General features: G+C 43.7%; 26 protein-coding genes. 25 read left to right on the plus strand and 1 reads right to left on the minus strand.

The window, feature by feature from the left end:
- Positions 1-75: 75 nt before the first annotated feature.
- Positions 76-1,845, minus strand: coding sequence for an ABC transporter ATP-binding protein (locus tag DSL64_RS19620; protein WP_115832632.1), 1,770 nt, complete (start codon positions 1,843-1,845; stop codon positions 76-78).
- Positions 1,846-1,965: 120 nt separating this feature from the next.
- Here DSL64_RS19620 and DSL64_RS19625 point away from each other — a divergent pair, with 120 nt between their 5' ends.
- The 25 genes from DSL64_RS19625 (at position 1,966) to DSL64_RS19745 (ending at position 23,207) form a co-directional block, all read left to right on the plus strand.
- Positions 1,966-2,520, plus strand: a complete 555-nt coding sequence (locus DSL64_RS19625) for a DUF4126 domain-containing protein (protein ID WP_115832633.1) — start codon at positions 1,966-1,968, stop codon at positions 2,518-2,520.
- Positions 2,521-2,532: 12 nt separating this feature from the next.
- The gene (locus DSL64_RS19630) at positions 2,533-3,447 is read left to right on the plus strand and encodes a helix-turn-helix domain-containing protein (RefSeq protein WP_229217154.1); all 915 of its coding nucleotides are present in this window, start codon (positions 2,533-2,535) and stop codon (positions 3,445-3,447) included.
- A 93-nt stretch (positions 3,448-3,540) separates the two neighbouring features.
- Positions 3,541-4,926: a glycoside hydrolase family 88 protein gene (locus DSL64_RS19635; RefSeq protein ID WP_115832635.1), complete on the plus strand. Its 1,386-nt coding sequence runs from the start codon at positions 3,541-3,543 to the stop codon at positions 4,924-4,926.
- Between the two features lie 196 nt (positions 4,927-5,122).
- Complete coding sequence (locus DSL64_RS19640) at positions 5,123-5,941, plus strand: sugar phosphate isomerase/epimerase family protein (protein ID WP_115832636.1); 819 nt, start codon at positions 5,123-5,125, stop codon at positions 5,939-5,941.
- A gap of 154 nt (positions 5,942-6,095) precedes the next feature.
- Positions 6,096-7,241, plus strand: coding sequence for a Gfo/Idh/MocA family protein (locus DSL64_RS19645; protein ID WP_115832637.1), 1,146 nt, complete (start codon positions 6,096-6,098; stop codon positions 7,239-7,241).
- Positions 7,242-7,320: 79 nt separating this feature from the next.
- A complete protein-coding gene (locus DSL64_RS19650) occupies positions 7,321-8,097 on the plus strand; it encodes a 3-ketoacyl-ACP reductase (RefSeq protein WP_115832672.1) in 777 nt (258 codons plus the stop codon).
- A 169-nt stretch (positions 8,098-8,266) separates the two neighbouring features.
- Positions 8,267-9,508, plus strand: coding sequence for an MFS transporter (locus tag DSL64_RS19655; RefSeq protein ID WP_115832638.1), 1,242 nt, complete (start codon positions 8,267-8,269; stop codon positions 9,506-9,508).
- Between the two features lie 213 nt (positions 9,509-9,721).
- Positions 9,722-10,105 carry a T9SS type A sorting domain-containing protein gene (locus DSL64_RS19660; protein ID WP_147300387.1) on the plus strand — a complete coding sequence of 128 codons (384 nt, stop codon included), beginning with the start codon at positions 9,722-9,724 and terminating at the stop codon, positions 10,103-10,105.
- A gap of 337 nt (positions 10,106-10,442) precedes the next feature.
- Positions 10,443-10,673 carry a hypothetical protein gene (locus DSL64_RS19665; RefSeq protein WP_115832640.1) on the plus strand — a complete coding sequence of 77 codons (231 nt, stop codon included), beginning with the start codon at positions 10,443-10,445 and terminating at the stop codon, positions 10,671-10,673.
- The gene (locus tag DSL64_RS19670; protein WP_115832641.1) at positions 10,666-10,977 is read left to right on the plus strand and encodes a type II toxin-antitoxin system PemK/MazF family toxin; all 312 of its coding nucleotides are present in this window, start codon (positions 10,666-10,668) and stop codon (positions 10,975-10,977) included. The genes DSL64_RS19665 and DSL64_RS19670 overlap by 8 nt, the downstream gene beginning before the upstream one ends.
- Before the next feature lie 149 nt (positions 10,978-11,126).
- Positions 11,127-11,507, plus strand: a complete 381-nt coding sequence (locus tag DSL64_RS19675; RefSeq protein ID WP_115832642.1) for a T9SS type A sorting domain-containing protein — start codon at positions 11,127-11,129, stop codon at positions 11,505-11,507.
- Positions 11,508-11,915: 408 nt separating this feature from the next.
- A complete protein-coding gene (locus DSL64_RS19680; RefSeq protein WP_115832643.1) occupies positions 11,916-13,022 on the plus strand; it encodes a Gfo/Idh/MocA family protein in 1,107 nt (368 codons plus the stop codon).
- Between the two features lie 16 nt (positions 13,023-13,038).
- Positions 13,039-13,722 carry a DUF6624 domain-containing protein gene (locus DSL64_RS19685; RefSeq protein ID WP_115832644.1) on the plus strand — a complete coding sequence of 228 codons (684 nt, stop codon included), beginning with the start codon at positions 13,039-13,041 and terminating at the stop codon, positions 13,720-13,722.
- Between the two features lie 193 nt (positions 13,723-13,915).
- On the plus strand, positions 13,916-14,392 hold the full coding sequence (locus DSL64_RS19690; protein WP_229217155.1) for a hypothetical protein: 477 nt from the start codon (positions 13,916-13,918) through the stop codon (positions 14,390-14,392).
- A 174-nt stretch (positions 14,393-14,566) separates the two neighbouring features.
- Positions 14,567-14,938, plus strand: a complete 372-nt coding sequence (locus tag DSL64_RS19695) for a hypothetical protein (protein ID WP_115832645.1) — start codon at positions 14,567-14,569, stop codon at positions 14,936-14,938.
- A 105-nt stretch (positions 14,939-15,043) separates the two neighbouring features.
- Positions 15,044-15,469 carry a VOC family protein gene (locus tag DSL64_RS19700; RefSeq protein WP_115832646.1) on the plus strand — a complete coding sequence of 142 codons (426 nt, stop codon included), beginning with the start codon at positions 15,044-15,046 and terminating at the stop codon, positions 15,467-15,469.
- A 141-nt stretch (positions 15,470-15,610) separates the two neighbouring features.
- Positions 15,611-15,964 (plus strand): TfoX/Sxy family protein, encoded by a 354-nt coding sequence (locus tag DSL64_RS19705; protein WP_115832647.1) that lies wholly within the window; start codon positions 15,611-15,613, stop codon positions 15,962-15,964.
- Positions 15,965-16,155: 191 nt separating this feature from the next.
- The gene (locus tag DSL64_RS19710) at positions 16,156-16,584 is read left to right on the plus strand and encodes a PH domain-containing protein (RefSeq protein ID WP_115832674.1); all 429 of its coding nucleotides are present in this window, start codon (positions 16,156-16,158) and stop codon (positions 16,582-16,584) included.
- Positions 16,585-16,637: 53 nt separating this feature from the next.
- Entirely contained in the window at positions 16,638-17,168 is a 531-nt protein-coding gene (locus tag DSL64_RS19715) for a PH domain-containing protein (protein WP_115832648.1), read from the plus strand.
- A 119-nt stretch (positions 17,169-17,287) separates the two neighbouring features.
- Complete coding sequence (locus tag DSL64_RS19720; RefSeq protein WP_115832649.1) at positions 17,288-17,821, plus strand: DinB family protein; 534 nt, start codon at positions 17,288-17,290, stop codon at positions 17,819-17,821.
- A 38-nt stretch (positions 17,822-17,859) separates the two neighbouring features.
- Positions 17,860-18,498, plus strand: a complete 639-nt coding sequence (locus tag DSL64_RS19725; RefSeq protein ID WP_158547953.1) for an ankyrin repeat domain-containing protein — start codon at positions 17,860-17,862, stop codon at positions 18,496-18,498.
- A gap of 34 nt (positions 18,499-18,532) precedes the next feature.
- Positions 18,533-18,892: a DUF4180 domain-containing protein gene (locus DSL64_RS19730; RefSeq protein ID WP_115832651.1), complete on the plus strand. Its 360-nt coding sequence runs from the start codon at positions 18,533-18,535 to the stop codon at positions 18,890-18,892.
- A gap of 203 nt (positions 18,893-19,095) precedes the next feature.
- Positions 19,096-19,677, plus strand: coding sequence for a GTP cyclohydrolase II (locus tag DSL64_RS19735; RefSeq protein ID WP_115832652.1), 582 nt, complete (start codon positions 19,096-19,098; stop codon positions 19,675-19,677).
- 87 nt (positions 19,678-19,764) lie between these two features.
- Positions 19,765-20,679: an SMP-30/gluconolactonase/LRE family protein gene (locus DSL64_RS19740; RefSeq protein ID WP_310587860.1), complete on the plus strand. Its 915-nt coding sequence runs from the start codon at positions 19,765-19,767 to the stop codon at positions 20,677-20,679.
- A gap of 464 nt (positions 20,680-21,143) precedes the next feature.
- The gene (locus tag DSL64_RS19745; protein ID WP_115832653.1) at positions 21,144-23,207 is read left to right on the plus strand and encodes a M3 family metallopeptidase; all 2,064 of its coding nucleotides are present in this window, start codon (positions 21,144-21,146) and stop codon (positions 23,205-23,207) included.
- Positions 23,208-23,348 lie beyond the last annotated feature (141 nt).

The following is a 23,348-nucleotide window of genomic DNA, read 5'->3' on the forward strand; positions in this document are numbered from 1 at the left end:
TTACCCCGTACACCGGTATAAATATCTGATATTTTACCCCCTGCACCGGTACAATTATCCAAAACATCGTAAACCTTATCCAATCTTCAACACCTCTTTGTACTGCATTCGGTACAAATTGGCATAGAAACCTTCCTTTTCCAGAAGTTGTTCGTGGTTTCCTTCTTCCATAATTTCTCCTTTATCTACCACGATGATCTTATCAGCTTCCTGAATGGTCGATAGCCTGTGGGCAATGACGATGGCGGTCCTCCCTTTCATCAGTTTCTCAATGGCCTTTTGGATCAGTTCTTCGGTTTCTGTATCCACTGAAGAAGTTGCCTCATCCAGCACGATGATTTTCGGCTCGTGTACCATCGCACGTACAAATGAAATCAGCTGGCGCTGACCTACGGACAAGGTTGCCCCGCGTTCCATCACGTTGTATTGATATCCGCCGGGCAGTCTTTCAATAAAATCATGAACACCTACCAACCGTGCCGCTTCAATGATCTTTTCTTCTGTAATAGAAAAATCACCCAAACGAATGTTGTTTTCTATCGTATCAGAAAAAAGGAAAACATCCTGCAATACAATACCAACATGTTTTCTCAAGGCATTAAGCTCATACTTTTCCACTTCTACATCATCCACCAGAATGTTTCCTTTGTTGATATCATAAAAGCGCGTCAGCAAGTTGATAATAGACGATTTCCCCGCACCGGTTGCACCTACCAACGCTACAGTTTTACCTTCATCTACTTTGAAGCTGATGTCTTTCAAAACATATTCTTCCTCATTATAGGCAAACCATACATTTTTAAACTCTACTTTTCCTTTGATGATTTCAGGATCAAATGTGCCTTCATTGGCTGTGTACTCGTCACTATCCAGCAATTTCAAAATACGGTCGGTACTTACAATCCCCATTTGAAGGGTATTGAAGCGGTCGGCCAACTGACGGATTGGTCTGAAGAAAAGGTTGATAAACATCACAAAAGCGGTCACTGTCCCGAAAGTCACCTCGGCATCCAATATCTGTTTGGAACCATACCAAACCACCAGCCCGGTTCCGGCGGCCGCAATCACATCCGCAACAGGGAAGTAAATCGAATAATACAGAATGGACCGGATATTGGCATCCCTGTGCACCTTATTGATCTCCTGAAATTTCTTGTATTCGATATGTTCGCTACTGAAAATCTGCACAATGCTCATTCCGGTGATATGCTCCTGCACGAATGAGTTCAGGTTAGAAACAGCGGCACGTACTTCGTTAAAGGAATCTTTGATCTTTTCTTTAAAAACATAAGTACAAAAAAGCATCAGCGGAATCATCGATAAACTAATGATGGATAGTTTCCAGTCGGTGTAGAACATCACAGCAATGATCAGCGTCAGCTGCAGAATATCGCCGGCAATAGCCGCCATACCATCACTGAACACGTTGGAAAGCGTTTCAACATCTGAAATCGTTCTGGTCACCAGTCGACCGATGGGAGTCTGATCAAAAAATTTGAGTCGGAGACCAATGATTTTTTCATACAACTGTACCCTTATATCACGGATAATATACTGTCCCAGCCAGCCCGACATATAGGTATTCCAGAATTGCGCAATGCCTTGTACTAAAGTCACCACCACCATGATTACTAGCATGAGTGTGAGCTGAGAATAATTCCCGTTGGCAATAGGCGTATCTATAGTATATTTAATCAGAAGCGGGGTAAGCGGCGCCAGCAGCGCATTCAGCATAATAATACCTATAAGAAGATAAAACTGCTTTTGATAGGGCTTTACAAATACATACAAACGCCTTAGCGTGGGAAGGTCGAATATCTGGCCGCTTTTGGTTTCCTGATTCACTAATTGTTCTGCTATTTAACTGGTATGGAAGTCAACAACGAAAAAGCAAAATTAGTCACAGCCCGCTAAAAAAACGTATTTTTATATACCTTTCAACCAAATCTACACGCACACGATCACATGGAGCTTTTTCTTAGTATTTGTCTTGGTTTAGGACTCAGCGCCAGTTGTGGTTTCAGGGTATTTCTGCCCATGTTAGCGGCTAATATTGCTGCAATGAATGGCTGGATCAGCCCAGGAGTTAATTTCGAATGGCTCGCCACCTGGCCCGCTTTTCTGGTTCTGCTTACAGCTACTATTTTTGAAATCGGCGGTTATTACATTCCTTTCATCGACAACCTGCTTGATACCATTGCTACGCCCGCGGCCGTAATTGCAGGAACTTTACTTACCACATCTTTTGTCGCGATTGAGAATCCGGTATTACACTGGGGACTCGGGCTGATCATCGGAGGAGGAACGGCGGGGGTTGTTCAGGCTGGTACCGGTTTACTTCGCCTTTTATCCTCTAAAACCACAGCCGGAATCGGTAATCCGGTTGTTTCAACTGCCGAGAATGTAGCAGCATTCGGGTTCTCCGGTTTGGCAATTTTTTTACCGTTAATTGCATTCGTGCTGGTAGTTTTACTGATGTTATGGCTTTTGAAAAGGTTGTTCAGTATGAGGAAGTCGTAAACTATTGATTACATGTCGGATGCCATACCTATTCATTCTCTTCCCAAGTCTCCCGGTAAAATTCCCGATTTAAAAATCTATCGTTTCAAAAACAGTACTGTTCAAAATCAGGAAATACCTGTTTCTCTGCCCATCACGCCTTTGCCCACCGATGCTCCCCACAGGCATACGTATTACGAAATGCTCTTTATTGAGAAAGGACAAGGTTTCCATGAAATCGACTTTTACTCGTATCCTGTTCAGGGTGCCGGACTCCATTTTCTTACCCCCGGACAAGTACATCTGCTTCATTTCTCAACGCCTTGTCAAGGCTTTATCGTCGCGTTTTCGGAAGATTTTTATTCATTTTATAACCCTACAGCTGCTTCGCTGGCACAATTCCCGTTTTTTCAGCCGGGACGCCGTCAGCCCATTGTCGCACTGTCTGACACTGAATGCCATTATTTTCATAATCTTTTAGAGAATATGGTGTCCGATCACCTGCATGATGAAACCGATCAGGCGATCATTGGCAGGTATCTGGGACTTTTACTACAAAAATGTGGCGTTCTTGCAAAAAAAGAGGCTAAACTGCTCGACTCATCATCCCGTTCTGTACCAGAGCTGGTTGGCAGGTTTCAGGAGCTGGTTGAAAAAAACTTTCTTGAAAAACATGAAGTGCAGCAGTATGCTACCACGCTGTCCGTATCGCCCGACTATCTGAGTAAAATTGTAAAAAAGTGCCTTGGTACATCGTCACAGGAATATATCCTGGACAAATTACTGTTGGAAGCCAAACGTCTGCTCGTCTTCACCAATCTGAGTAGTAAAGAAATTGCCTACCATATCCATATAGACGACCCTTCTTATTTTGGCAGAATTTTTAAAAGGAAAACCGGACTTACGCCAAATGAGTACCGCGAAAGAGTTCGGAAAAGTGCCATTTAATATCAAAAATGTACCTTGATGTCCTAAGTTGAGAAAAATATCTTTGTATTATCCTAAAATAAAAAGGCTAAATAATACTATTTATTTCAACTCATGCAGATTCGTAACGACCTTACAGCCGCCTCGCTTCAATCAAAGATTGACAAGTTGTGGGAGCTTTCAGCCGAGAAAATCCGGTTGATCACCAAAGAATACGACAATTCCAAAGGAACACCCGTCTTTACGGTTAATGGTAAGTATACACTGCGCGGCTGGACAGAATGGACTCAGGGATTTCAGTATGGAGCGGAAGTATTGCAGTACGATGCAACTGGTGAAGAGGAATTCTTGAAAAGTGCCAGAGCCAATACAGTGAAATACATGGCATCCCATGTGAGCCATTTTGGTGTACACGATCACGGGTTCAATAATGTGAGTACTTACGGAAACCTGGTTCGCCTCATGAATGAAGGAAGGATTCCTGAGAATGAATGGGAAAGAAATTTTTACGAAGTGGCACTAAAGGTCTCAGGCTCCGTACAGGCTCACCGCTGGACCAATACCAGAGACGGGCAGGGCTTTATACATTCTTTCAACGGACCTCATTCACTTTTTGTAGATACAATCCGTTCGGTAAGAGCACTCATCGTTTCTCACAAGCTTGGACATAGCCTTATGGGCGAAAATGATGTTAAAACCAGCTTGTTGCAAAGAGGAACTTATCACTCTCTGGCGACTGCCAAGTATTCCGTTTTCTATGGTGAAGGCCGAGATAGCTACGATATATGGGGCAGAACTGCACACGAAAGCGTATTTAATACCAACGATGGTAATTTCCGCTGCCCTAACTCTCAACAAGGTTTCTCCGGATTCACTACCTGGACACGCGGCCTTGCCTGGGCAATGCTCGGATTCGCTGAACAACTGGAATCGCTATCAAGTTTTTCAGACGAGGAACTTGCTCCGTTAGGCGGCCGTGCAGAGCTTGAAAAAACATATCTCAAAGCAGCAAAAGCAACCTGTGATTTCTTTATCGACAATACGACTGCCGACGGAATTCCTTACTGGGACACTGGCGCTCCGCAAATCCACAAGCTGGGCGATTATACATCCCGCACTTCGGATCCATACAATGAGTTTGAACCGATCGACAGTTCTGCAGCTGCTATAGGTGCTCAGGGATTACTTCGACTTGGAAAATACCTCAACGATAAAAATAAAGACGGATCGCGCTACTGGCAAGCCGGGCTGACTTCCCTGGACAGTCTTTTTGCTGAGCCTTATATTTCAACTGATCCTACCCACCAGGGACTCATTCTGCATTCGATTTACCATCAGCCAAACGGGTGGGACAACGTACCCGCAGGACAAAAAATAGCAAGCGGGGAATCAAGCATGTGGGGCGACTACCACGCCCGCGAACTCGCGCTCTACCTGCACAGAATCAATAAGGACTTGCCTTACTATACGTATTTAGGAGCAGTTAAAAATGAAGAGTGAAGAATGAAAAGTTCTTATACTCGGATATCAAAGCCTAAGCCGATTTTTAATCGCGACAGCGGCATAATATTAGTCGCAGAGACGGCATAATCTTAATTCTTAACTGCAACGGCGGCCCGGTCTTAATTCTTAATTCTTAATTCTTAATTCTTAATTCTTAATTCTTAATTCTTAATTCTTAATTCTTAATTCAAAAATGTCTCTTTCTCTCGATCGTTGCTGTATTCACACCATTACAACAAAGCTGTGGTCGCTGCCGGAAGCGGTGGAGCATTATGCGGCTGCGGGTGTGAAGGGAATCAGCGTATGGCAAAATGCAACCGAAGGTATTGGGCCGCTCCGCTCCGGGGAGATTATCCGCCAGGCCGGACTCGAAATTGTATCGTATGTACGCGGTGGTTTTTTCCCTCATACCTCTGGTGCCGGACGCGCTCAGGCTATTGATAACAACAAAAAACTATTGGAAGAAGCCGCTGCACTGGGTGCTCCCATGATCGTACTCGTATGCGGTGCCTCACCGGATCAGTCCATGCAAAAGTCCCGCGAACAGATCAGGGAAGGTATTGAAGCCATATTGCCTTTGGCCGAAAAGCTGAATGTAAAACTGGCCATAGAACCCTTGCATCCGATGTATGCAGCAGATCGTTCGGCCATCAACACACTTGCACAAGCCAACGACATGGCAGAGTCTTTCAACTCTCCGTTTGTAGGCGTGGCTGTGGATGTATACCATTTGTGGTGGGACGGTGATCTGGAAAAAGAAATCGCACGATGCGGAGCGCACGGAAATCTATTTGCCTACCATATCTGCGACTGGAAAGTCAACACCATTGATCTGCTCAACGACCGCGGCTTGATGGGTGAAGGCTGTATTGATCTTAAAAAAATTCGTGGATGGGTGGAAGCAACCGGCTTCAATGGTTTTTGTGAAGTAGAGATATTCTCAAATATCCACTGGGCCAAAGACCAGCATCTTTTCCTTAATGAGATTACCACAGCATTTTTAGAGAGCTGATCGCTCAGAGCTTTGAGCTGTTAGTTTTTCTCGAACAGACTTTCAATTAATAAGTTCACATCGCTCTATATAAATTTAGTAACAAGATATTTCTAACCGCTGCATAGCGCTCAAAGCTAACTGCCAATCGCTAACAGCTAATAGCTAAACAAACATGACAACACATACCATTGGCATTATCATGAACGGCGTAACCGGCCGTATGGGTACCAACCAACATTTACTGCGCTCCATCAAGGCGATCATTGAACAGGGTGGCGTAAAAATCTCCGCCGACGAGGTGATTATGCCGGATCCTATTCTGGTAGGACGTAACGAAAGCAAACTGCAGGCACTTTGTAAGCAATCAGGAGTCCAGAAGTATACGACTGACCTTGATTCCGTATTAAACGACCCTCAGTATCAGGTTTATTTTGATGCACAGGTAACCGGCCGTCGTGCACCGGCTATCAAAAAAGCAATTCTTGCCGGTAAACATATTTACTGCGAAAAGCCTACCGGAACTACCACTGAAGAAGCACTGGAACTGTACGACTTGGCTACAAAGGCCGGCCTGAAGAACGGTGTAGTTCAGGATAAACTTTGGTTGCCGGGTATGCTGAAACTAAAGAGACTGATGGAAAATGGGTTCTTCGGAAAAATCCTTTCTGTACGTGGTGAGTTCGGATATTGGGTATTTGAAGGCCATAGCATTCCTGCCCAACGTCCATCCTGGAACTACCGTAAGGAAGACGATGGTGGTATTATCGTGGATATGCTTTGTCACTGGCGCTATGTGCTCGATAACCTGTTCGGGAATGTAAAGGCAGTGTCCTGTTTGGGAGCTACTCACATTCCTGAACGTATTGATGAAAATGGCAAACCGTACAACTGTACTGCCGACGACGCCTGCTACGCCACTTTCGAACTGGAAGGTGATGTAATCGCACAATTCAACTCTTCATGGACAGTACGTGTCCGTCGCGACGACCTTTTGACATTACAGGTAGACGGAACTCATGGTTCTGCCGTTGCCGGGCTGCGTGACTGCTATATCCAGCACTATGGCAATACGCCAAAGCCTGTCTGGAATCCTGATATTCCACAGCCTATTCCATTCTTCGAAGGTTGGTCTAAAGTACCGGAGCAGGAAAATTTCGACAACGCATTCAAAGCACAATGGGAGCTTTATCTGAAACATATCGTGAAAGACACACCATTCCCATGGGATTTGAAAGCAGGTGCAAGAGGTGTACAACTGGCTGAGAAAGGAATCGAAAGCTGGGAAAAACGCCAGTGGGTCAATATAGAAGAACTTTAAACAAAGATTGCCACGGATGCGCAATTGGGCAGCGAATTCAATACTCACTCGTGTTTTCGTGGCAAAAAAATCTTCAACCATGGAAGTAAAAAAAGTAGCACTAATCACAGGCGGCAGCCGTGGTATCGGTTTCGGGATTGCCAAAGCACTGGCAAAAGAAGGCTATAATCTGGCTATTAATGGTGTACGCGATGAAGCAGGATGTGCAGAGGCGCTGAATGAACTCCGTGAGCTAGGTGCAGAGGTTTTGTATTGCCAGGGAAGTATTGCCAGCGCAGCAGACCGTGAAACAATTATCGAAAAAGCATATTCAGGTTTCGGAAATATCAATATTCTGGTCAATAATGCAGGTATAGCACCACGCGAACGCCTTGACATATTGGAAACAACAGCCGCCAATTACGAAGAAGTAATGAGGACGAATCTGGAAGGCCCATTCTTCCTGACTCAGGCGATTGCCAAAAAAATGGCGCATACCAAACAGAATAACCATGCTTTTGAAGCGTCCATCGTTTTCGTCACTTCTATTTCTGCGACAGTTGCTTCTATTAACCGTGGGGAATATTGCATTTCCAAAGCCGGACTTGCTATGACCAATCTACTTTTCGCGGTACGACTGGCGGAATTCAATATTCCTGTTTACGAAGTGAGACCGGGAATTATTTCCACCGATATGACTTCCAAAGTGCAGGAAAAATACGACAACCTCTTCCAGAGCGGCATCGCCCTTCAGCCTCGCTGGGGAACTCCGGACGATGTAGGAAAAGCAGTCGCTTCACTCACAAGAGGAGACTTCCCCTATTCTACCGGACAAGTAATCGGTGTGGATGGAGGAATGTTGATCGACAGGCTATAAGCGGCAGTCAGCTGTCGGCCATCGGCGGTCGGCGGTCGAACTTTAACCTTCGTTAGCTAAGCTATATGCTAACAGCTGTTTGGAATTTGCTTAAAAATGTAATTCACAGATAAACGAGTCGAGTATGGTGGGCTCTAACGCCCGCCATTAAAACTCTCAGCTAAACCCCATGTCCATAAATTCAGAATCACGTCCGTCGTTGCTTTCGCAACTTTTACAGGTGCCTGTCATCGTAGCCGCACTGGGTTACCTGGTGGATATGTATGACCTTTTTCTTTTCAGTGTCGTGCGTGTTCCGAGTCTTAAAGCACTCAATGTTCCCGACGACCAGCTACTCACAGAAGGTATTTCACTCCTCAATTACCAAATGGCAGGTATGCTGATAGGCGGCGTGTTGTGGGGAGTTATCGCTGATAAAAAAGGACGACTTTCCGTTCTTTTCGGTTCTATTATTATGTATTCGCTGGCCAATATCGGCAACGGTTTCGTCACTTCGCTGGATCAGTATGCAGTACTGCGCTTTATCGCTGGTGTTGGTCTGGCGGGAGAACTTGGTGCAGGTATCACACTTGTTACGGAAGTACTTCCTAAGGAAATAAGAGGATACGGAACTACACTTGTCGCCACATTGGGTGTATTGGGAGCCATCCTTGCTTACTTTGTTGCTGATTTGTTTGCATGGCGGATCTCCTACTTTGTAGGTGGCGGAATGGGGCTATTGCTGCTGGTGCTTCGTTTCAACGTATTCGAATCAGGAATTTTTGACAAAGTGAAAGAGAAATCGATCGAGAAAGGAAATGTGATGATGATCCTGACCAACTGGGCTCGTTTGTCCAAATACCTGATGGCCATTCTGATTGGTTTGCCGATTTGGTTTGTGGTAGGTATTCTGATCACTTTCTCCCCCGAATTCGGTATTGCAAAAGGTATTGAAGGTATCAATGCAGGAAAGGCAGTCATGCTGGCATTCTCCGGACAGGTTTTTGGCGATATCGTCAGCGGACTACTCAGTCAGTATATGAAGAGTCGGAAAAAAGTCATTGGTATTTTTATTCTCCTCTCCCTCGCGATGGTCGTTAGTTACCTGTTAATCCCTATCAAAGATCTTTTCTCTTTCTATACGCTCTGCGCTTTACTTGGTTTTTGCAATGGATACTGGACTTTGTTCATCACCATCGCCGCAGAACTTTTCGGAACCAACCTGCGCGCTACAGTTGCTACTACCGTTCCCAATTTTGTACGTGGAGCGACGATCCCGCTGGCAGCATTGTTTGTGCAGTTCAAGCCTGACTTGGGCGTAATACAAAGTGGACTCGTTATAGGCGTGGCAACTAGTGCAGTGGCACTGCTGGCACTCTATTTCATTGAAGAAACCTTTACCAAGGATATGGATTACGTAGAAAAACACTGATCCTTGCCAAAACAGATCATTTTAAAAACAAGACTGCTGATTCAAACCGGCAGTCTTGTTGTGCTTTATCCCTTAGGCTTTCCACTCGTCACAGCGCTTTACCACTCGTGTACTTTGTTATGCATAGTACCTGTTATAGCACTTACATTTGTTATGTCATTAAGACAAACAAACAGCGGCAATGAAGCTGCTATCACTAAAAAAGCCATAGCCATGAAAAACTCAATCAAAACCTTCGCCAGCGTAATCGCATTAGTTTCTGTTCTTACTTTCTCTGCACATGCAGAAGACAAAGAAGCCAAAAAAGCAGCCGGATTCGGTACTGGAATGTTTGTCAATAAAAGTGGTAAAGTGAATGTGATGGTAGACAAAGTGAATGCCGATGCGCACACCACGTTACTGGTTACTAACGAAAAAGGTGAGGTAGTTTATCAGGAAACGGTTGGTAAAAAAATTCAAAAATTCGGTCGTGTACTGAATGTGGACCAACTTAACTCCGGAACTTATCAGGTAGAAGTGGTGAGCAAAGGTGAAAAGCAAAGCCGCAAGTTTGAGATATCTGAAAAGACTTCAACAAAAACCATCGCGATTAACTAAAGACCAAAATATATGCAGCAAATGGCTCCTGGAAACGGGAGCCATTTTTGTTTTAAGATGATGTATACATAAAATGTCTTTATCTCGTTAGTTACGGTGCGCTGCACCTTCCCTTTAATTTTACATCATTTATTATCTACCAATATTTCGTCGCGCTGCGACTTGGCCAACCCACATTATCCAGAACAAAAGCTCATAGCACCATGATGCATGCAAAAAGAGAATTAGCAGGAGAAAAGTAGTGCTGGAATAAAATACCAAATGTGGCTCACCTCGCCTTTTCTAGTTCCTGCATTTTTCAGCAGAAATCATTAAATTTGTTTTAAAGCCTGTCATTATGAACAAACAAGCTATTATCGAGCGTACTATCAAGGCCATTCAGGGACTCCCCGTTGAAAAGGCTGAAGAAATCTCTGACTTTGCTGATTTCCTCATAAAAAGGCATGAGGAACAATCGTTGATTCAAGGTATCCAAAAACTCACGTCCGCTGCAGCATCCTTCCAGTTTTTGCACGAAGAGGAAGAAGTCTATTCGAGTGATGATTTAAAGGAAGTATATAATGGCTAAGGGCGATATTGTCCTCCTGTCATTTCCATTCACAGATTTGAGTGGCAGCAAGCTTCGTCCGGCTATTATTCTAACGGAAACTGCATTAGACATAACTGCTTGTTTTATAACCTCACAAACAGGCTGGCAGGAGGCTACAGATATTTTGCTATCTCCCAATACCACAAATGGCTTAAAGAAAGTTTCACTAGTCAGGACTAATAAAATAGCTACACTTGACAGAAGTCTTGTAAGAGGGTTACTTGGTAAACTTTCTTATATCGAATTAGCTGAATTAAACCTGAAACTTAAGGCCCTGTTTTAACTACCCTGATTCTCCAAACCACTATCCCGCCATCCATCCCAGCAACCCTACCATTCATGTACTTTGTATTACATAGTACCTTATATAGCCGCTATATTTGTACTGTTCAATTAGCACAAACAATCAGAAAATATTAAATATACAAAGCCATGAAAACTACATTCAAAACCTTCGCTGTTGCCCTTGCTCTTATTGCTACTGCCTTCACTGCCAACGCAGAAGACAAAGAAACCAAAAAAGCTACCGGATTCGCTACAGGCATTTATGCGACCAAAGGTGGGAAAATTAATGTACTGGTAGAAAAAGCCAATGTGGATGCCAACACTACGCTTCTGCTCAAAAATGAAAAAGGCGACGTAGTTTATCAGGAAACCGTAGGTAAGAAAAACCTGAAATTTGGACGTACTTTGAATGTGGATGAGCTGAAATCCGGCACCTACCAGATCGAAGTAACAAGCCAGGGCGAAACAACAAGTAAATCTTTCGAAGTATCTTCTCAGGAAACTGAAAGAACGCTTTCGGTCAAATAAGCAATCCGAAAAGTATAGAATAGAAAAGCTCTTCTGAAAGGAGGAGCTTTTTTATTTCGGTGCTCTGCACCTAAGAAGTCTCACCTCAAAAAAGGCAGTTGTGTGACCTTCCGGAATTTCACTTCGTAACCGACCTTAAAGAAAAGGCGCAGAGCGCCGCAATATTTGTAGAAAAGCAATATACGTTATAAATAATAGGTGCAGCGCACCGAAATACATATGAGAATCAATCTTCATTGACCAATCCTTCACTTTACGAACTCTTCCCTGGCTCCGATAGAGCCTCCTTAATTTTCCCCTGGTATGTTATTTTAACCTGCAATTTTGTAGCCACAAAGGAGATTTCACTTCAATTCCCCTTTATGGTGTAAAATCAATCAGACTTCCATTTCATCTAACCATCATACTATGCATTCCCGTCGCGATTTTCTTCAGAAAGTATCCTTAGGTTTGGGTGCCGCAGCGCTCTCTGCTTTTCCCGCTATTGCTAACGAGCTTACTTCCAACAGGCAGGACAAACAGCTTCGCGTGGCCATCATGGGTCTGGGTGGATACGCCAACATCGTCGCAAAAGGAATGCAGGAATGTAAAATGGCTAAAATCGTAGGCGTGATTTCCGGTACCCCATCCAAAATCGAAACATGGAAAAAGCAATACGACATACCGGACAAAAACACCTACAATTACGAGACGGTATCACAGATTAAAAACAACCCGGACATTGATCTGGTATATGTGATCACCCCTAACTCACTCCATCACAAACATGTATTGCAAATCGCCGCGGCAGGCAAACATGTGATATGCGAAAAACCTGTTGCCGACAATGCCAAACAAGCCCGCGAGATGATCGCTGCCTGCGAAAAAGCAAATGTCAAATTTTATATCGGCTACCGACTGCATTTTGAACCACATACCCTGGAACTCATCCGTATGCGTGAAGCCGGGGAATTCGGCAAGATCATGCATGTAAATAATTACGCTGGCTTTAAAATTGGCGATCCTACGCAATGGCGACTCAAAAAATCGCTGGCGGGTGGAGGCGCTATGATGGACGTGGGCGTATATTCCCTGAACGGAGCACGCTATTGCACGGGCGAGGAGCCGATTTGGGTGACGGCGCAGGAAAGTAAAACCGACCCGGTTAAATTTAAAGAGGTGGACGAAACCATCACATTCCAGCTGGGTTTTCCTAGTGGCATCATTGCCAACTGTGGCTGTACCTACAACTTCAACCATGTTGAGGGCCTTAAATTGATGGGTGAAAAAGGTTGGGCGGAAGTAAATCCTGCTTTTGGTTACGGACCTATACGCGGTACTACGCATAAGGGAAAACTCGAAGCGCCGGACGTAAACCACCAGGCCAATCAGATGGATGGAATTGCGGATTGTATTCTCAATAACAAGCCAGATCCCAACGTTACAGGTCATGAGGGGCTGAAAGATATGGTCGTGATTGACGCCGTATATGAGTCAATTCGTAAAAACGGTGCTAAAATTTTTATCAATAAATAACACCTTCTATCTGCTTATGAGATTTGCTGCGCTACTGTGCGTTGGCCTGCTGGTCAGTGTTTATTCTTCCGGACAAAATATCAATGTCTCTTTGCAAAAGGAGCTCGACAGTATCTATGTAATGGATCAAAAGTTTCGTGAACTGATGCATCTCGCTCAGAAACCTCAGAAAGCAGACTCTTTGGCAAAACATTACCAGGTCGACCGTGAAAACCTGACCAGCCATTTGTGGGATTTGCAAAATGAAGTGAACGAATCGAACCTGCAACGGGTGGAAGAAATTATAAAGCAATATGGCTATCCCGGCACTTCAATGGTAGGCTCCCCTACCGACGAAGCGGTTTTTTATGTCATCCAGCATTCAGAAAAAATTGACCAGTATATCCCGATTGTAGAAAAAGCAGCGAAGGAAAAGCAACTTCCATTTCGCCAATATGCCATGATGCTCGACCGCTGGCTGGTGCAATCCGAAAAGGAGCAGGTATATGGCACGCAAGCCATTAGCTTCAGCACGAAAAATAAGCAGACCGGCAAGGCAGAGCAGGCATTTATCATCTGGCCTGTTTCGGATCCTGCCAATGTGAACCAGCGCAGAAAAGAAGCCGGTTTTGAGCTCACGGTGGAAGAAAATGCCAAGCGCCTGCAGGTGGATTACAGAGTGCTGACGTTGGAAGAGGTCCTGAAAATGAAGTCCAGATAGTATGTGGCATCATTGGTTACGAACAACACTCCCGGTTTTGCTGCTTATAGTATGTTTAAATTCGGTTTTCGCCCAAATCGTAACGATTGATATATCCGCACCAACTTCACTCAGAGGGCGAAAAGCGATATTACTCACAAGAGAAAAGGGCTTCGCGGCGACCGTCCATTCCGTAAAACTAACCAGCGGCCAAGTGAATCTGCAACTAGCCGGCGACCTCGTTCCTGACCTATACCAGCTGAATGTATCCCAAATGAAAGGAGCACTGTTTTTCTTTCTGGAACCCGGCACGCACATTTATCTGGATACGCTGGATGTATCGAGGTCCATCGTTACCCAATTCAGAAGTAATCCCGATTGGCAGCTTTTCCAGGAAACCGTACAGAAGCCCTACGACCAGCTATTCAAAACCTACACCTCAGCAGAAAACAAAGCCCGCAAAACCGGCAAAACGGATAGTCTAAATTACTGGATTGAACAGAAAACAGTAGAATACAACGTACTCCTGGAAAAAACCAAAACCTTTATCCTCACCCACCCCGCATCCTTCGTAAGCCTGTACCTGCTCAAAAACAACTGGTACGCTTTCAAAAATGATGGTCTGCTCGAAAAACTGGATGTTGCGTTGGCGGGGCACCGTTCTTACCAGTTTTTGAAAGGGAAGAGGTGAGCCACCGGTTACGTGACAAAACATGATTTACGAAATATTACGGTTACCAGCCAAAACCATTGCTTTGAAATGAAAATTCAGGTTTTGATCTTTACAGACTGCATGGCGGTAAAGAAAATATTAACCATTCTTATTTGTCTCTGCTTGCTATGGACATTGACAAGATGTAAGAGCATGCAAAGAACAAGGTCTTTGAAAGCCGATTACAAATCCACATACATTACCCAATTTAAACTGACATACCTCCGGGAGCTACTAAAAAAAGGTTATAATAACTCTCCGGCAATACAGGAAATTCTTGAGTCTGATCACAGTGGATTTACAGAACAAATCCTGAATGAGAATGACTATTTACTGATTGACAGTCTGACTACGGCTGATAACCATGCAATGAAACTTGACTCTGCACAGGGAGAACAAAGAGCAGAAGGTGCACAAGGGAAAAGACCGCTAGGTTATCTTTTGGAGCTATTTAATAGTAAGCAGCTTGACAGTCTTGCCCGTCAGAGGTTAAAATTATCTGTAACTAAAAGCTGGACTTATTAGGACCATATACTCAAATCACACTTATCAGTATTTTATCTCATTTCCAGCTACTAACATCTCTTGGCACAACTATTTCTCTCCTAAATCAACCAACAACAAAAACACATGAAACCAAAAATTTCAGTATTAACATTGGGAGTAACAGATCTGGAAAAGTCGGTGGAATTTTACAGGGATGGGCTAGGTTTTTCCACGGAAGGTATCATTGGAACAGAATTCGAATACGGTGCAGTTGCCTTTTTTGATCTTCACAATGGTCTGAAATTAGCACTTTGGCCCAAGGATAGTATCGCACATGATACCGGTCTTGCTCCTCAAAATCCTTCTACTCTGGAATTCACTTTGGGACATAATGTGGATAGCAAAGAGGAAGTTGATACTGTGATGGAGTTGGCGCAAAGAGCGGGTGCGAGGCTTATCAAACCTGCTGCCGATACTTTCTATGGTGGGTATGCAGGCTATTTTCAGGATCCTGACGGACATCTTTGGGAAGCTGTCTTTAATCCGGCGTTTTTGAGTGAAGGCGAATAAGAATGGAATTATTGGAAAGCCGGACTTACAATAAGAATTTGGATACTAAAATCTTATTGTGACACCCGAACCTTACCGAAACCTATTTTCAACATCATTCAGCCCATATCCCTATTCCCCATGCCCTAAGCCTCTACCCCTATGCCCTACAACCACGAACTAGCCGACCGCGTACGCGACTATCTGAGCCAAAGAGAGGAATATCTGATAGAAGAAAAGAAAATGTTTGGCGGATTGGCGTTTATGGTCAATCACAAAATGTGTATCAACGTGGGCGACGACCAGTTGATGTGCCGTTTCGATCCTGAACTAACCGAACAGCTTGCTGAAAAGCCCGGATATGTACCGATGATCATGAAGGGGAAAGAACTACCCGGCTATTGTTATGTCGATCCGATTGGTTACCGCACCCATACTGATTTTGCATTCTGGTTGAATCTTTGTCTGGATTACAATGCTATGGCAGTAGTAGCGAAGAAGAAAGTGAAAAAATAAAATTGGATATAATCTTTCAGTTACAAGAAAACATTCATTTCTGATTACCAGTTTGAATCCTTCTCAAAAAACAGTAGATTGTAGAGTGATCACTGGATATCAGCGTCTCTGAAATTACTAACTGCTCGCTTTTCAAATTTCTGTTTAATTGCCGGGGCAGGCCACTTAGATACCAATCAAATCTAATGAAAATGAAAAAATATAAGTCTGCCAGAAGAGGATTTATCAACTACTTATTATTGGTGGCGATCGCCCTTCCCATCATTATTTTCTTACTAGATCCGCAAACATTCTTTGAACGTCCGGCCATTCTACTACCTCTTTTGGGTATTTTAATTCAAATTTTATGGATCTATTTTGATACCTCTTATAAAATCACCGAGGACGAATTATACTATTACTCAGGATTTATAAAAGGAAAGATCAAAATATCGAATATCAGGGAAATCACAAAGGGGAAGACTATGTGGAGCGGATTAAAACCGGCACTTTCACCAAATGGACTAACAATCAGATATAACCGGTTCGACAAAATTTACATCTCACCGGAAAATAATGATGAGGTCATCACAAACTTGTTGAGGATTAATCCTGAAATACAAATTGTGAAGCCCGGCTGATTTTTCCTACCACCATACACCAACCCTACTACTACAAGACACATTTATTACATATGACAAGAAGCCAGAAAAACACAGCTATTTTCTTCGGTGTATTTATGGGGCTGTTCTCATTTATCGAGAGTATGATCCAAGCAGGTATTATAGATGAAGATTCACTCTTATCATCTTTGAGGCGTATGCTAATCTCAGGAATCATTTCCTGGCTCTTCTATTTTCTGACTGCTCGTTTTATCAAAACCAAAAGCCCGCAGGAGCAAGGTCCAAAAATTGAATTGGACAATAATGAGTTAATGGTATTACAATCCTTTGGCACCCATCTGAAAGGTATTGAAGCTGTTGGTGGCAAATTGGTACTCACCGACAAAAGGCTTGTCTTCAAATCTCACAGACTCAACATTCAGCCTCATGAACTATCCATCCCTCTGACAGATATCGAGAGTGTGTTCAGTTATAAGAAACTGGGTCTACTAAATAATGGCCTGGCGGTTACGACTTCTAATGGACTGGTTGAAAAATTTACCGTAGACGAACCCTCGGTCTGGACTGAGAAATTGGCATCCGTAACTCCATTACGGGTTTGATGCATCGAATACACCATCTATTCGCCGCAAATTTGCGGCAAATAATGTCCAAGATTTACCTAATCTTCACCTGCTACACATATATAGATCGGTAAGCATCAAAATTGATATCCATCAACATGAGCCACAACCTTCTTCTGCTTGAAAACTTCAACCGCACTATTGACACATGGCTCATTGCTCTTCGTAAGTATTCAGAAAGTGACCTGACTTTCAAACCCGAACAAGGCTGGTCAATAGGACAATTGTATATCCATCTTATCACAGATGCCGGCTTTTACTTAGAACAGATTAGCGAGTGTTTACATACGTATGAAAACGCAGAACTGGAACCCACGGAATTTGGCAAACAACTTTTTGCGAACAATGACTTTCCTGACCAAATAATAGTCGGCGCTTCCTCCAATCATTTGCTTCCTCAACCGACAAACAAAGCCCGGATACAACATGCGATGCAAAATCTGAAAGAGCAATACAATAATTTTTATCCCCGGATAATAGCCCATGCTCCGCATTCAAAAACAAAACATCCCGGTTTAGGATACTTCAATTCTTTACAATGGTTTCAATTTGCAGAAATGCATTTCCGGCACCACTTCAGACAAAAAGCGCGCATTGATCAAATGATAAACCTGTCCAAAGTAAAAGATTAGTATCACATTTTGTACATTCAGGGTTTAAAGCGATGAATATGAATATCAAACACCTGATCGACCAAGCCGACCTGGCAGGCATTGGAGCAGCACTCAAAGCAAATCCGGGCCTGGCAAATGAAGGTCTTCCTTTCGACAACCAAAATACCACTAAAGCACATCCGCTGCACCGCATTTGTGACGGTGTCTTTTCCGGAACCTATACCGATGAAGAAGCTGTCCACATTGCTCAATTGTTTCTTTCTCATGGTGCCGACGTAAATGGCTTTGGTGTATCCGCGGGACAAGACTCGCCGCTCGTTGCAGCATCCAGTCTCCATGCTGATGAAGTTGCGATGCTGTATATCCGAAACGGGGCAGTGATTAACCATCAGGGTACACATGGTGGCACCGCTTTGCATTGGGCTTCCTGGTGCGGTCGTCCTGTTGTTGTAAAAACTTTACTTTCAGCCGGTTCGGAAGTCAATCAATTATGTATCGATTTCAAAGCCACTCCCCTGTTCTGGGCTGTACGCGGCTCAAAATTCGGCGATCCGGCTCGACTATCCGACTATGGAGCGTGCATCAAACTTCTGCTCGCCCATGGTGCTGATAAAACGATACCGAACAAAGACGGAGAAACAGTTTCAGACATGCTTACGGAACATGATACCCTGGTGCGCGAACTTTTGCAATGATAGGTTGTTTGTAATTTAACTAAACCACAAACACATGCAAATTCAATCACACGCTGTAAATGGAATGCGGATCGCTGAGGTAGTAGCAGATGAAATTGTTATATCTGATGCCGAAACCGGTCTGGACTTAATGGGAAACCTCTACTATCAGAACTTCGACGCAATCATTCTGCATGAGAAGAATATCACCCCCATCTTCTTTGATCTGAAAACAGGTATTGCCGGAGAAATTCTCCAGAAATTTTCCAACTATCGGATGCGCCTGGCGATTGTTGGGGATTTCGCGCCCTATCAGAGTAAAAGCATCCGCGATTTTATTTTTGAAAGCAATAAACAGGGACACATCAATTTTGTTGATTCCATTGAAGCAGCTTTGCAAAAACTAACTGCCTGATTCACGGTGCGCATACACTAATCAGACACACAGTCATCTTCACATAAAAGGATAAGCCATTTCATTTATAGAATACAACCCATGTGATGAACGTTCACATTGAACACCATTTGCTTTCGACATACAAATTCGCAGTGCCTTGGTCACCAGTTGGAGCAGGTTAGGCCGATCACAAAATTTTTTAAAAGATATAACGACACACCATGATTATTAAGCTTGCAGAAGGATCACTAAAAACACTTTACGGGGAATTTAAAGAGGTGATGTATTACGATGGCCAGACAGAAAGTTTTGCCCTTGTAATGGGTAATGTAGAAGGAGAAGAAGATGTCCTTTGCAGGGTACACTCGTCTTGTATTTTCGGGCATCATTTCAACAGCATAGAATGCGATTGCCGGGAACAGATGGCTATTTCTCAGCAACTTATACAGGAACAGGGAAAAGGTATCGTGATTTGGCTGGATCAGGAGGGAAAAGCCAACGGCCACTTTGCTTTACTAAAAAGTAAGGAGTTCAAAAAAGCAGGTATGACACAGGACGATGCCTATGAAGCGGCAGGTTTCGTGAAGGATGCGCGTGACTATACCAAGGCAGCTGAAATTCTGAATGATCTTGGGGTTGCCTCAATCCGCATGCTCACCAATAACATCAAAAAAACTGCTACGCTAACCCAATACGGTATTAAGGTAACGGGCGTAAAAGCCATTATCATTGATGCCGGAGACAACGAAGAGCTGCGCAAATCCCTGGAAGAAAAGAAGGGTGACGGATATGGTATTTCCTGACCTACGTTACCTCTACTATATCCGGCAGACAAGTAAAAGTATACCTTTGGCAAGCTTTTTACCACGAACACAACTCAGTTTAAACAAATGAAAAAAATCGGAAGAACTTTTTCAATACTTACAGCAACACTGCTTTTACCTGTATTACTGTCTGCACAAATTATGGATTCAAAATCAATTGTAGCGCCGGGAGCCGAAGTTGAAAAACTGGGTGACGGGTATAAATTTACAGAAGGTCCTGTAGCCGATAAAAACGGCAATGTATTTTTTACAGATCAGCCTAACAACAAGATCATCCGCTGGGACGCCGAGACCGGCAAATTCAGCACTTTTTCCGATCAGGCGGGGAGATCCAACGGTATGTATTTTGATAAAAAAGGAAATCTGGTTACCTGTGCCGATGAGGAAAATCAGGTATGGTCATTTGATAAAAAAGGAAAACCAACGGTGCTTGTTACCAAATTCGGCAATAAGCTACTGAACGGCCCGAACGACCTCTGGATTGATCCGAAAGGCGGTATCTACCTGACTGATCCATTATATAAACGTGATTACTGGAAGCGCGATCCGGCCATGCAGCAGGACGGCGAACATGTCTACTACCTGCAACCCGACGGCAAAACGCTGATCAGGGTTGATGATACCTTCAAAAAGCCCAACGGAATTATCGGCACGAAAGACGGAAAGAAACTTTTTGTGGCGGATATTGGCGGAAACAAAACCTATGTATTTGACATCGAAAAAGACGGCACACTGACAAACAAAAAGCTTTTTGTTGAAAAAGGATCGGATGGAATGATACTGGATGAAGAAGGCAACCTGTACCTTACCGGAGACGGTGTGACAGTTTTTGATAAAACCGGAGAGAAAATCGCGCACTTCCCGATACATAAAGGCTGGACAGCCAATCTGTGTTTCGGTGGAAAAAACAATGATCTGCTTTTTATCACTGCTGAAACAGCGGTGTATGGCCTAAAAATGAAGGTAAAGGGAGTGAAGTAGTTAAAAGCTCTATTTTCCAAAAACTTTATATAGCCTGTTCAATTCCTCCGGAGTTGGGAAATCTTTGTCGCCAATAGCCCCGGACTTCATCCGGGGCTATTCATATTTGATCTCTCCGAGATCCTTCCGCGAGAAACCCATACGCTTCGCACAACTGCCCAACGACAAAATTCCAGCTAATTTTCAAGCTTCATGGCGCCGGACAAAACCCAGTGAAGTGACGAAGATTTCATTCAAGACAAACATTCCTGCCAATAACAGAATCCCGGCGGGATTCAACTTGCATAACGCCGGGTGAAACCCGGGGAGTCACAAACTCATAGTGCAACTGCAACCCAGTAAGGGTTGAACAATACTTCGCCTGCAAACTTTCGGATTGCAACTGACCTTTCAATCATTAAATTGCGTTCTTAAAATCCTCATCTGTTTGATGAGCAGTAAAGAATCAATTACTATATATCAGCATGACATCACCTGATAACAACACTAAAAACCCGCTTCTTAGTCCATTCGCTGAAACACCCTTTCAGGTTCCTCCATTTGATAAAATCCGGACGGAACATTTTATGCCGGCATTTGAAAAAGGCATGAAAGAACAAAGTGATCGCATTGCTGCGATTTATCTGCAACGCTCCGCCCCGGTTTTCGAAAACACAATTATTCCTCTGGAAAATGCCGGAGCATTGCTAAACAGAATTTGCAGTGTTTTTTTCAATCTTAATTCCGCCAATACATCACCTGATATCGAGCAAATCGCTCAGGAAATAGCCCCTCGTCTTTCCCAACACGGCGACGATATTTACATGAATCAGGATTTGTTTCATCGTGTCAAAACAGTGTTCGACCAACAGGATCAGCACGCATTGACCGGTGAACAAAAACGCTTGCTTGACGATACCTACAAATCATTTATCAGAAGTGGTGCCAATCTTGATGAAGAGCAACAACTTCGGATGCGGGAAATCAACCAGCAACTTTCTATAGCTACTGTAAAATTCGGCCAAAATCTGCTTGCTGAAACGAACCGCTATGAACTGATTATTGACAATAAAGCGGATTTGACCGGGCTTCCTGCTTCATTAATTTCATCTGCAAGCCAGTCGGCGAAAGACAATGGACACGAGGGTAAATGGCGTTTTACTTTACACAATCCAAGTGTCATGCCGTTTCTTGAATTTGCAGAAAATCGCACACTTCGCGAACAGATTTACAAGGCATATATAAACCGAGCCAATCAGGGCGATGAGTCGGACAACAACAGTATTGTACAAAAAATTGTAACGCTTCGTGCGGAAAGAGCAGCACTTCTGGGTTACACATCTCATGCTGATTATGTATTGGAAAACAGTATGGCTAAAAATCCGCAACGGGTATATGAGCTGTTGGATCAACTATGGGAAGCTGCCCTGCCTATTGCCAAACGCGAGCAATCTGAAATGGAAGTATTGATGAATAGTGAGGGAGGAAACAGCACTTTGCAAGCATGGGACTGGTTTTACTATGCCGACAAAGTACGTAAAGCCAAATACAACTATGATTCAGAAGCACTGAAGCCTTACTTCAAATTGGAGAATGTCCGAGATGGTATTTTCGCAGTAGCTCAAAAACTGTATGGCATTACTTTCTCTGCGATTACCGATATTCCGGCTTATCACGAGGATGTTGTCGGTTATGAAGTAAAAGAAGGGGACGGTTCGCATACCGGTGTTTTGTACCTTGATTATTTCACCAGAAAATCAAAAAGAGGAGGAGCCTGGATGACCTCCTACCGCAGACAATCCAGCCAGGATGGTCAAAGAATATCACCTGTCATTTCCATTGTATGTAACTTCCCGAAACCAGTAGATTCGCAACCGGTGCTACTCACTCCGGACGAGGTGGAAACCTTCTTCCACGAGTTTGGGCATGCATTACACGGATTACTTTCAAACGTCACCTATGAATCTCAGGCGGGTACGGCTGTACCTCGCGATTTTGTGGAGTTACCATCGCAAATTATGGAGCACTGGGCGTTTGAGCCTGATGCCTTAAAGTTATATGCCAAACATTTCCAATCCGGAGAGATTATTCCAGCAGAACTCGTAACGAAAATGAAGGAAGCCTCGAAATTCAATCAGGGATTCGGTACAGTAGAATACCTAGCAGCTTCTCTGCTGGATATGAGTTACCATACACTTAAGTCAGGCGAGACTGTGCAACCGGATGTGTTCGAGAAAGAGCAAATGGAAAAAATAGGACTGATCAGCCAGATCGCCCCACGTTACAGGAGCACCTATTTCCAGCATATTTTTTCAGGAGGCTATTCAGCAGGTTATTACAGCTACATATGGTCCGAAGTGCTGGACAGCGACGGCTTTGCCGCTTTTCTGGAAAAAGGAAATATTTTCGATCAGGAAACTGCCACCTCATTCCGTAAAAATATCCTGGAAAAGGGTGATACAGAGGATCCCATGACTTTGTACAAAGCTTTCAGAGGAAGAGAGCCGGAAGTTAGTTACCTGCTTAAAAACCGGGGGCTCGACGAATAAAAGAGAGCATCTGAGTGGCATGAAATGTGCCGCTCAGATTGTTTTTATAAAAACTGATCATTTTCTCACTACGACTCGTATATTTAGTCCATACTTACCCCCTCCCTCTATCGTTAGTGAACTATAAGTAACAAGCTTCGT

Origin of the sequence: Dyadobacter luteus (assembly GCF_003383615.1) — a bacterium.
GTDB classification, from domain to species: domain Bacteria; phylum Bacteroidota; class Bacteroidia; order Cytophagales; family Spirosomataceae; genus Dyadobacter; species Dyadobacter luteus.